Below are 10,251 nucleotides of genomic sequence, written 5' to 3'. Positions count from 1 at the left end.
GGCGGACTGCTGGCCGGCAACGGCGGCACCGGCGGACACGGCGGCTCCGGTGGTGCCGGCGGCGCCGGCGGGCTGGGCGGTGACGGCGGAAACGGCGCCGCGGGCGGCAGCGCCGGTGCTCCTAACGGGACGGCCACCGGTGGTAACGGCGGCGACGGCGGCGACGCCGGTCATGGCGGCGATGGCGGCGGCGGCGGTGCGGGTGCCCACGGCGGCGAAGGCGGGCGCGGCGGCCTGCTCGGCAGACACGGCGCGGCAGGCCTCGGCGGCGCCGGCGGCGCCGGCGGGGGCGGCGGCGCCCACGGCGGCGCGGGTAGCGGGGGCGAAAAGGGCGTCGGTTTGGGCGCGGTCTCGCACAACGGCTCTGCCGGCCCCAGTGGAAATATCGGCGCCGACGGAACGGATGGCACTGCCGGCCTTCCCGGTTGACGGCAGGCCCGCGCAACGGGCGGCATAACATCGGCGCATGCGCGCCGCGAAGATTCTGATCACCGGGGTGACCGGCCAGGTCGCCGCTCCCATAGCTGTGGCCCTGGCGGCCGACAACGAGGTGTGGGGCATAGCCCGATTCAGCGACGCCGCGGCCCGCGCGGAGCTCGAGCGGGCGGGGGTTCGCTGTCAGCCGGTGAACCTGGCCGCCGGCGATTTCAGCGAGATCCCGTCGGACTTCGACTACGTGCTGAACCTGGCGGTGGCCAAGAGCGGCAAGTGGGACAAAGACCTAGCGGCCAATGCGGATTCGGTCGGCCTGCTGATGGCCTACTGCCGCGGCATAAAGGCTTTCCTGCACTGCTCATCCGCGGCCGTCTACGACCCACCCGATGACGAGCTGCGCACCGAGGATGCCGCCCTGGGCGACAACCACAAGTTCTTATTTCCCACCTACTCGATTTCCAAGATCGCGGGGGAGGCGGTGGCGCGCTCGATGGCACGCGCTTTGGGCATACCCACCACCATCGCGCGCCTCAACGTCCCGTACGGCGACAACGGCGGCTGGCCGTACTTTCACATGGAGATGATGCTGGCCGGCATCCCGATCCCGATCCCGCCCGGTAATCCGGCCCGCTACAACCCGATCCACCAGAACGACATCATCGCGGCGATCCCGAAACTCCTTGAGGCGGCATCGGTTCCGGCCATCACCCTCAACTGGGCCGGTGACCAGATCGTCAGCATTCAGGAGTGGTGCGCCTATCTCGGTACGCTGATCGGCCGCGAACCGGTCTTCGAGGAAAGCGAACAGGCGCTGCGCGGGAATCCCGTCGACGTGACCCGCATGCACGAGATCGTCGGCGGCGGAACCGAAGTCGACTGGCGTGACGGTATCCGCCGGATGGTCGCGAAGTTCCACCCAGAGCTGGTCCGGGCGTGAAGCCGTTCCAGACCTGTCCCCTGCCCCAGTGGTTCGCGGACGCGAAGTTCGGCATCTTCATCCACTGGGGCCTGTACTCCGTGCCCGGGTGGGCGCCGCTGGAAGCCGACATCCAGGAGCTGATGCTGACCAAGGGGCCGGTGTACTGGCTCAAACACAATCCGTATGCCGAGTGGTACCTGAACACCATCCAGATCCCCGGCAGTCCGTCGCAGCAACACCATATGCAGACCTATGGTCCGGGCTTCTCCTACGACGACTTCAAGCCGGTGTTCAACGACGCGGTACGCCAATTCGATCCGGCATCCTGGGCTGATCTGTTCACCCGGGCACACGCCCGCTACGTCGTTCTCACCACCAAGCACCACGACGGGTTCACTTTGTGGCCAAGCCGACATCCCAACCCGCACAAGAACTCCTGGCATGCCGAGCGTGACCTGGTCGGCGACCTGACCAGCGCGGTGCGCGCCCGCAACATCAAGATGGGCCTGTACTACTCGGGCGGTTACGACTGGACCTTCAACCCGCAGCCCATCACCGACCTGGCCACCATGGCGAGTTCCCTCGTCCAGACCCCCGAATACACCCGCTATGCGAACAACCACATTCGCGAGATCGTCGAGCGCTATGCGCCGTCGGTGTTGTGGAACGACATCGGATACCCACCGCAGGCCGACCTCGCCGAACTGTTTGCCTACTACTACGACACCGTTTCCGACGGCGTCATCAACGACCGCTGGGCTCAGCTGCGGTTGCCGAAAGGGCGTGTGACCCAACCCTTGACGGTGCGCGGTCTCAGCCTGGTGAGTAGTTTGTGGAAGTACCTGCCGGACCGGGTTAAGGGGCTCGAGTTTCCCGCCGGCTTCCACTACGATTTCCGCACCCCCGAATACGCTCAGTACGACGACATCAAGCCGGGCAAATGGGAGTCGACCCGCGGCGTAGGCCATTCGTTCGGGAACAATCGCCAGGAAGGTCCGGACGAGACGTTGTCGCTCACCGAGCTGGCCCGCTCCTTCGCCGACCTGGTGAGCAAGAACGGCAATCTGCTGCTGGGGATCGGTCCCTACCCCGACGGCACCATCCCGGAGCTGCAGGCAAAGCTGCTCACCGACTTCGGCAGCTGGCTCGACGTGACCGGCGCGGCCTACTTCGGTACCCGGCCGTGGGTGACGGCGGAAGCCACCGCGACCGACGGCACCAAGGTTCGCTTCACCCAGAACGACGACGCGCTGTACGCCACTTTCCTGCAGGCGCCCGGGCAGCGCCGCGTCGGGTTGCGCGGGCTTGCCGGCTCACCGGATACCACCGTCGAGCTGCTCGGTGGCGGCGTCTTGGAACACGAATGCGCAGCCGATCGCCTCGTGGTCACCTTTCCCGAGGCGCTGGACGTGTGGCCGGCCTACGCCCTCAAGATCACCCCTACGCCGCGCCTGGCTCAAAGATGAGACAACAGCCGCTCGGCGAACTCCTCCGGGTGCTCCCGGTGCATGAAGTGCCCGCCTGGCACTTCCTCGACGATGTACTCGCCGTCGAACATCCGCGCCGCACCTCGGTAGTCGGCGGGCGACACGATCGGATCGTCAAGGCCCGCAAAGACAACCGTGGGTACCGTGATCCGGGTCTTCAGTGACGTGGAGGGCACAGGGGAGAGCTTGCGGTAGTAGCCGAATGCCGCGTTCAGACTCGCCGGGTTGGCGAAGCTGGCGCGCACGGCGTCGAACTCGCTGGGGTCGGGGCGCCATGTTGGCGACCAGCGCCGATAGATCGCCGGCAGGGCGGCGAAGTCGTTGCGCGCGAAGCGGTTCGGCGCTCCGGGCAGTTTGTAGGTGGCGAAGTGGCGCACGCCCCAAAGCTTCTTCAGCGACGGCTTGACCGCCGCTGGGTGCGGGATGCCGACGATGAACAGTTTGGCCACCCGATCCGGGGCGAGCGCGGCGGCGCCGTATGCGGCCGAGGCACCCCAGTCGTGTCCGATCACGACGGCGTCACTGGCGCCGAGCGCCTCGATCAGAGCGAGCGGATCGTGCGCCAAGGTCTCCTGATCGGGATCGCGGGCCGGGATCGCGCTCGGATGGTATCCGCGCATGAAGGGGCTGACCGCGCGGTAGCCCTTGGCGGCGATGCGCGGACGCAGGTCGTCCCAACTGTGCGCGGTGTCCGGGAAGCCGTGCAGCATCAGCACCAGCGGCCCGGAGCCCTCCTCGAGATACGCGAATTTCAGCCCGTTCGCGTCGACGAAGCGCGTCGCATCGGTCATGGCTTGTGGACACTACACCCTTCTTTACTGCCCCGTTTGCCACGATGTGAACGGCTGACCGCGTGGCCGTGTGTCTATGGCCTGTATCGCGGCTTCATCACGTTAAGGTGTAGCGATGCTGTCCGCGACGGCCGGCCAACCGTGGCCCCGCGTGCTGGCTGCTATTGCCCTTGCCGTCCTGGGAGCTTGCGGTGTGACGGTGCTTGCCGAGCCGCATTCGAAAGCCGCACCGGCCACCCTTGCCTCGCAAACCGACTGGGTCCTGGCCACCGCATTGCCCGCCAGTGCCGACGTCCCGCCCGATTGGGGCTATTCGCTGTCGGGGCGGTTGCAGCGGGCGGCGCCATCGGCCAACGATGCGTTGACTCCGCCGCCTAATCCGAACCCGACGGCGGTCTATGTACCGGACACGTGCGGGAGCGTGCCGAAAGTTCTCGACCACTCCGGCAGCGCCCTGGCCGCCTTCGTCCAGGTCGACCGGTATGCCCAGCTGTTCGTGCAGGATGCTCCACCCCCGGATGCCGCCGCCACCGGGGAAGGCCGCGAGCACGGCCCCAATAGCCGCTTTGCCATCTGGGCGGTCCCCGACGGCCCGGCGCGGATCGCGAATTACCTTGACTGGCTTAGCCGTTGCGGCTCTTACCATGTCACCAACTACTTTCTCGACGGCCGCGTCAAGAACCAGCGCAACGTCACCACCAAAGTGGAGGCACGCTCGGCCAGCGGCGCTGATGCCGCCGTCACCGTGATGAGAACGTTCACCACGATCGGCAGCCGCGATCCGGCGTCGACCTACCATGTCGCCTATTACGCGGTGCGCGGTGTCTTGCTGGAATGCACGATGTACATGGAGGGCGCTGATCTCGACGTGGTGCAGCGCCTGGCCACCCAAACCGTGAACAAGTTGCGCGCGTTATGACCAGCATGCCTAGATCGCGAAAGCCACGTGGGCCGTGGCTGACTGCCGCGGCGTTGTGGGTGGTGGCGATCGCCGCGGTGGTCGTCACCGCGCCCGCGGTAGTCAGCGGCGGGCCCCACCGGAGCACGTCCGGTCCAGTGCCGCTGGCCCCAAACCTGGCCGCACGCAACGATCAGCAACTAGCAGATCTGCTGCCCAAGGCCGGTGACTTTCCACCGTCGTGGACCGTGAGCGACATCAAGGAACTGTCCGATACGTTCGGCTACTTCCGGTACCACGTTTCCGATGAGGGCCTGGGCTTCGCTCCCGCCGAATGCTTCTCGGTGGTGGGTGTGGCCTCGACCGGTGCCTTCGACGCAGCCGAGGTCTTCGGGCACGACCCGGCCGATTCGCCCGACGTCGCCGACCGTAGGGACATCCGGCTGATGGTCGGCCGCGAATTCGATCCGGCCGGCTTCGACGCGTTCACCGGCCTGGTCAAGCGCTGCTTGCACTTCAACAGTGCCGCCGTCGGCTCTTATGCCGTGAACGTTCTGGAGGATTCACACCCCTCGAGCGGGCCGCAACGCTTCCGATACTCGATCACCGCGACTATCGGCGGCGACCCCGCCGACGCGACGCGCGTTGACTACTACTCCTATGCGCGCGCGTCCGGGCTGATTTTGACGGGTACCGCCAGCACCGGCCACCAACAGTCCTTCGACAAGCTGTTCGACATCACGCTGCGCAGGATTACCGCCGATTGACACAACGGCAATCGGTCCGGACCCAGTTCAGGTCCGGACCGATTCCGCCCGCCGTCACTCAAACACGTTCCGAGCCAGGACCTTTGAGGTAGCGGTTCAAGAACCCGATGGCCGCGACAGCGGCAGCGGTACCGATCACGCCCCAGAGCACCAATTGGATCGCCAGCGAACCCAGGAACCAGCCAAACGTCATCGAGATGTAAAGCAACCAGATCACCCGGAACAGGGACCAGGCGGCAACCATGCCACTGCCGATCCCGATCGCCAGGCTGTATTGGCGGTCGACGCGATTGATCTGTTCCTCGATGCTGGAGGGCACGAGCTTCATGTGCGGGCTTCCTTTCCTGTGGCGTCGCCTCGTTGGCGTCGTCGTTAGGTCAAGTACAGAGCCGCCGGCCCGCTACCGATCCCAACAACCGAAACTCAACTCATGCCCGCTCAGCTGGGTGAATCAATCGGGCGGCTCATCTCGGCCTGGAACAGCCGATACTGCTCGGCGCGGCCGGGACGGCGCCGAACGATCAGCCAGCCGGCCGCCAGCACCACGAACCACAACGGGAACCAGGTCAACGCGATCGCGGTCTCGGCTGCCGACAGCAGCGTCCAGAGCACGAAAGTGAAGAAAGCCAGGACGGCCCAGCACATCGCGACGCCGCCGGGCATCTTGTAGGTCGAGGCGGCGTGGCGCTGTGGGTGCCGGCGTCGGTAGGTGAGATAGCTGACGACGATCATCGCCCACACAAACATGAACAGCAGCGCGGAGATGGTCGTCACCAAGGTGAAGGCCCCGATGACCGACCCGCCGGCGTAGAGCAGTGGGATCGACGTCAGCAGTAGGGGAGCCGTGACGAGCAGGCCGGCCGCGGGCACGCCGCCGCGATTGAGCCGGCGGAAGACCGCCGGCGCGTTGCCTTCGTCGGCCAGACCGAAAAGCATTCGCCCAGTGGAGAAAATCCCCGAGTTGGCCGAGGACGCCGCCGCGGTCATCACGACGAAGTTGACGATCGATGCCGCGGCGGCAAGCCCGGCCAACGAGAACATCGTCACGAACGGCGACTCGCCGCTGGCGAAGTGCCGCCACGGCACCACGGCCAGAATGGCCACCAGCGCACCGATATAGAAAATCGCCACCCGCAGCGGGACGGCGTTGATGGCGCGGGGAAGTGTTTGTCGCGGATCCACCGTCTCGGCCGCGGCGGTGCCGACGAGTTCGACACCGATATAGGCGAAGAAGGCGATCTGGAATCCACTGACCACGCCCATGAATCCCGTCGCGAAGAACCCGCCGTCGTTCCACAGGTTTCCGATCGCCGCGTGGGTGCCCTGCGGCGAAACGAAATTCGTCGAAACCAGGATGGCGCCGATGACGATCAATCCGAGGATCGCAGCGATCTTGATCAGGGCGAACCAGAACTCGATCTCGCCGAAGTAGCGCACGCTGATCAGGTTGACCGCGAGAATCACCCCGACTGTCACCAGCGCGGGCAGCCATTGGGGCAAATCGGGCCACCAGAACCTGGTGTATCCGGTGATCGCCACAAGGTCGGCGATTCCGGTGACGACCCAGGCGAACCAGTACGACCAGCCCATGAAAAAGCCGGCCGCCGGACCCAACAGGTCGGACACGAAATCGACGAACGACTTGTAGTTCAAGTTCGACAGCAGCAGTTCGCCCATGGCGCGCAGCACGAAGAACACGAAGAACCCGATGACGGCATACACCACCAGCACCGCCGGGCCGGCCAGCGAGATCGTGCGGCCCGACCCCATGAACAGACCGGTGCCGATCGCACCGCCGATTGCGATCAGTTGGATATGCCGGTTGGCGAGGCCACGATGCAGGTGCGGCCCGGCGGGGGCCTTGGTGTACATAGTCTCGATCGCCTAGGCCAGAAAGACGCCCGCAGCAGAAATCACGTCCCCGGCAGCAATATCACTGCTGCCGAGTTTCTTGAAGAGCAGGCCGACGTTGTCGCCGACGGTCGCGGTGTCCAGTTTCTTGCGGAAAGCCTCGATGGCGTCCACCCGGATGTTCGGCCCGTCGTTGATTCGAACCTCGTCACCGACGCGCAGTTCGCCGTACTCCACCCGGCCGGTGGCCACCGCTCCGCGGTTGCGGATGACGAACACATCTTCGACCGTCATGCGAAACATGCAGCAACGCTACTGGTCCTGCGACAAGTGCGAAACTCCAAACTACGCTGACGCACGTGGGCTGGTTCGAGCGAGCGAGGAAAGCCAGTGCGGGCCAGCGGGTCACTTCGTCCGACAAGCGGCGGGCGATGGACAGCTTCGCCGAACTCACCGCGCTCAACGCCGAGCGGGAACGGCTGATGCGCGAGGGTGTGGCCGGTGTCGCGACGATCGTCGGCATCCGGGAGAACGTCGCGACCACCACACTGGGCTGCTGGCACGAACTGCAGCTGGAGGTGCGCTTGCCCGAACACGAGCCGTACCAAGCCTCGCGGCGTGTAGCACTCGAGCTTTCGACAGCACCCCACATCAGGGTTGGCGCCGAGGTGCCGGTGCGCGTCGATCCGCGCGATCAGTCCAAGCTACTGGTAGTCGCGACCTTGTAATGGCTTGGTATTTCTAGGGTTAACGCGAACCCTTAGACACAACCACTGACGTCGATATGCCGACCGACGCTGGCGCATGCGTAGGCGTCGCCGGCGGGAGCCGGCGGGTAGCCGGCCGGCGGGTTTGTGTACTGCTCGACCGTGCCGGCGACATCTGAACAACCACCGGCTGAAACATGGCGGCCGCTCACACTGGCGCAGGCGTCGGCCCGGGCTTGTGCGGGGGCAGCCAGGGCAAGCGCTCCACCAACGACCATCAGCGCCACCACGAACAGTGTGGCGGTGAACCAGGACCGAGGGTGCAAGCCCAGCTTGTCCGTCTTGTTCGGGTAGCTGCTCATCGCTGCGCCGTTGTTCTTCATGTCGATTCCCCTATCGTCGTCGATTTAGGTTGCCGCCATTGTTTGACTTACTAACGATTCTCGGGCAGTGCCCACGGCTAGTCCCTCGGGCCGATGCCCGATTCGGGGGATGAAGTTTCCTCCACCAATTGGGGGAGAAGGCTCGGCCGCCGGTCCGTCGCCGATCCGCAAAGCCTCGGTGACCTTACAATGAGGGCCACCCGCCCGCCCGTCGGCCGGGTCCAGAGCTTTGCTGAGAGCGCTTGGAGCTGCCCATGGCCCACCCCGGTGAGCGAGTGACAGTAGTCGTCGCCGACGACCACCCGGTGACACGCCAAGGTGTGGTGCGCGCCCTGAAGTCCAGCGGGCGGGTGGACGTCGTCGCCGAGGTGGCCGACGGCCGCGCGGCGCTGGCGGCCGTCCGGCAATTCCGGCCTGCGGTAGCCCTTCTCGACTACAAAATGCCCGAGTTGGACGGCCTGGCCGTCACGCACGCGATAACCCGCGACGGGTTGCCCACATACGTGGTGCTGCTGAGCGCCTTCGACGACAGCTCGATCGTGTACAAGGCGCTCGCCGAAGGGGCCTCGGGTTATCTGACCAAGGAATCCGACAGTGACGAGATCGTCAATGCGGTCGTCATCTGCGCGAAGGGCAACACGTATCTGCCCACTGGCGTCGCCGGCGGGTTGGCCGGTGAGGTCAAACGGCGGGCCGGGGGAGAGAAGACGCTGTTGACCGAGCGGGAGGCACAGGTGGTGGCGATGATGGCCGACGGGCTGTCGGTCCCACAGATCGCGTCCCGACTTCACTTGGCTCCCAGCACCGTGAAGACGCATGTGCAGAGCCTGTATGAAAAGCTCGGTGTCTCCGACCGCGGCGCCGCCGTAGCCGAGGCGATGCGCCGCCGGTTGCTGGAATAATCTGTCCGGCAACGACTTTCGCCCGATGATCCCGCCTCAACCAGCGGCAAACGGCCGCGACATCACGGTGAAACGCAGCCCGTAACGCGGCGCGGTGCTGCCGCCGGTCCGCGCCCAAGTCGCCGGCATCGGCATCCCGGGGACTCCCGGCTGCCCTGCCAGCACCGCCGGCCCGGCACCCACATGGGCAGCGGGCAACGCCGTGGCAGGCACCGTCGGCGCGGCGGCCGCGGCCCAGCCCGGCGGGACGGACAATGCGCCCACAGTGACGGCGCGACCCACGCCCGCCGAGACCGCAGCGGGCGCGCTCAGGCCCGCCAAACCGATCGCGCCGAGCCCGGCGCCGGCCACCGATTCCGCCGCCTCCGCCCCGGCGGCAGCGGTGCCGCCGGCCAACGAAACCAGCGAATTGATGGTCCCCACACAGGCACTGGTAATCGACGTCGGCAAGGCCATGATGGTGGCGAAGTCGGAGACGAAATTCATCAGGTCATACACCGGATGCTCAGGCAGCGATGACGCCAGCCCCCGCAGCGTATGCGGTAGCGCGGCGATGCCGCGCTGGCCGGCGGCCACGGCCGCGGCACTGTGGGCAGCCGGCCCGGTCACGCGGCTGATCGGCGGGGGAGCGGTGAACGGTGTCAGCGTCGTCGCGGCCGCCGATGCGCTGGCATAGCCGCACATGGCAGCGACATCCTGGGCCCACATCTCGACGTACAGGGCATCGGTGGCCGCAATCGCTGAACTGTTTTGACCGATGAAATTGGTGGCGATCAGCGACATCAGCTGGGCACGGTTGGCCGCAATCGCCGCCGGGGGCACCGTCGCCGCGAATGCCGCCTCATATGCGTCGGCGGCAGCGCCGGCCTGGGCGTGTGCCTGCGCCGCCTGGCTTGCGGTGGCGCTGATCCACGCCGCGTGGGCGCCGGCCGCGGCCGCCATGGATATCGATGCGGCACCCAACCACGGTCCTGCGGTCAGACCCGAGATCACCGAGTTGTACGAGGCGGCCACCGAACGCAATCCGGCGGCCAAGTCCTTCCATGCCGCGGCAGCCACCCGCAGCGACGCCGACCCGGGGCCGAAATACATTCGGCCCGAGTTGACTTCC

The 10,251-nt window shown here is 66.4% G+C and carries 12 protein-coding genes and 1 pseudogene; 7 read left to right on the top strand and 6 right to left on the bottom strand.

All coding sequences use genetic code 11. The features are described 5' to 3' along the window. The 3 genes and pseudogenes from AWC27_RS31270 to AWC27_RS19525 all read left to right on the top strand — a co-directional run. Positions 1-429 (top strand): annotated as a pseudogene (locus tag AWC27_RS31270) (hypothetical protein); the annotation flags it as partial. Positions 430-466: 37 nt separating this feature from the next. Further along, a complete protein-coding gene (locus tag AWC27_RS19530) occupies positions 467-1,372 on the top strand; it encodes an NAD-dependent epimerase/dehydratase family protein (RefSeq protein WP_085671998.1) in 906 nt (301 codons plus the stop codon). Beyond that, the gene (locus AWC27_RS19525) at positions 1,369-2,820 is read left to right on the top strand and encodes an alpha-L-fucosidase (protein ID WP_085671997.1); all 1,452 of its coding nucleotides are present in this window, start codon (positions 1,369-1,371) and stop codon (positions 2,818-2,820) included. Before AWC27_RS19530 ends, AWC27_RS19525 begins: the two co-directional genes overlap by 4 nt. Here AWC27_RS19525 and AWC27_RS19520 read toward each other — a convergent pair. Beyond that, positions 2,811-3,632 carry an alpha/beta fold hydrolase gene (locus tag AWC27_RS19520; protein WP_085671996.1) on the bottom strand — a complete coding sequence of 274 codons (822 nt, stop codon included), beginning with the start codon at positions 3,630-3,632 and terminating at the stop codon, positions 2,811-2,813. The genes AWC27_RS19525 and AWC27_RS19520 overlap by 10 nt on opposite strands. A 115-nt stretch (positions 3,633-3,747) precedes the next feature. On the opposite strand from AWC27_RS19520, the gene AWC27_RS19515 reads away from it, so the two are divergent. Then, positions 3,748-4,551: a hypothetical protein gene (locus AWC27_RS19515; protein ID WP_085671995.1), complete on the top strand. Its 804-nt coding sequence runs from the start codon at positions 3,748-3,750 to the stop codon at positions 4,549-4,551. Next, complete coding sequence (locus AWC27_RS19510) at positions 4,548-5,297, top strand: hypothetical protein (RefSeq protein ID WP_085671994.1); 750 nt, start codon at positions 4,548-4,550, stop codon at positions 5,295-5,297. The genes AWC27_RS19515 and AWC27_RS19510 overlap by 4 nt, the downstream gene beginning before the upstream one ends. 58 nt (positions 5,298-5,355) lie before the next feature. Here AWC27_RS19510 and AWC27_RS19505 read toward each other — a convergent pair whose 3' ends face one another. The 3 genes from AWC27_RS19505 to AWC27_RS19495 form a co-directional block, all read right to left on the bottom strand. Beyond that, the gene (locus tag AWC27_RS19505) at positions 5,356-5,625 is read right to left on the bottom strand and encodes a hypothetical protein (RefSeq protein ID WP_085671993.1); all 270 of its coding nucleotides are present in this window, start codon (positions 5,623-5,625) and stop codon (positions 5,356-5,358) included. A gap of 110 nt (positions 5,626-5,735) precedes the next feature. After that, on the bottom strand, positions 5,736-7,169 hold the full coding sequence (locus AWC27_RS19500) for an amino acid permease (protein WP_085671992.1): 1,434 nt from the start codon (positions 7,167-7,169) through the stop codon (positions 5,736-5,738). A 12-nt stretch (positions 7,170-7,181) separates the two neighbouring features. Then, positions 7,182-7,451, bottom strand: coding sequence for an EF-Tu/IF-2/RF-3 family GTPase (locus AWC27_RS19495; protein WP_085671991.1), 270 nt, complete (start codon positions 7,449-7,451; stop codon positions 7,182-7,184). A gap of 56 nt (positions 7,452-7,507) precedes the next feature. Between AWC27_RS19495 and AWC27_RS19490 the strand changes: the two genes are divergently transcribed. Beyond that, positions 7,508-7,876: a hypothetical protein gene (locus AWC27_RS19490; RefSeq protein ID WP_085671990.1), complete on the top strand. Its 369-nt coding sequence runs from the start codon at positions 7,508-7,510 to the stop codon at positions 7,874-7,876. A gap of 32 nt (positions 7,877-7,908) precedes the next feature. On the opposite strand, the gene AWC27_RS19485 is transcribed toward AWC27_RS19490, so the two are convergent. After that, the gene (locus tag AWC27_RS19485; protein WP_085671989.1) at positions 7,909-8,238 is read right to left on the bottom strand and encodes a hypothetical protein; all 330 of its coding nucleotides are present in this window, start codon (positions 8,236-8,238) and stop codon (positions 7,909-7,911) included. Between the two features lie 254 nt (positions 8,239-8,492). On the opposite strand from AWC27_RS19485, the gene AWC27_RS19480 reads away from it, so the two are divergent. Beyond that, on the top strand, positions 8,493-9,140 hold the full coding sequence (locus AWC27_RS19480) for a response regulator transcription factor (RefSeq protein ID WP_085671988.1): 648 nt from the start codon (positions 8,493-8,495) through the stop codon (positions 9,138-9,140). Positions 9,141-9,176: 36 nt separating this feature from the next. Here AWC27_RS19480 and AWC27_RS19475 read toward each other — a convergent pair whose 3' ends face one another. Beyond that, a complete protein-coding gene (locus AWC27_RS19475; protein ID WP_085672005.1) occupies positions 9,177-10,232 on the bottom strand; it encodes a PPE family protein in 1,056 nt (351 codons plus the stop codon). Between the last annotated feature and the right edge of the window lie 19 nt (positions 10,233-10,251).

Origin of the sequence: Mycobacterium szulgai (genome assembly GCF_002116635.1) — a bacterium.
Classification (GTDB): domain Bacteria; phylum Actinomycetota; class Actinomycetes; order Mycobacteriales; family Mycobacteriaceae; genus Mycobacterium; species Mycobacterium szulgai.
This window is presented reverse-complemented; position numbering and strand designations above follow the sequence as displayed.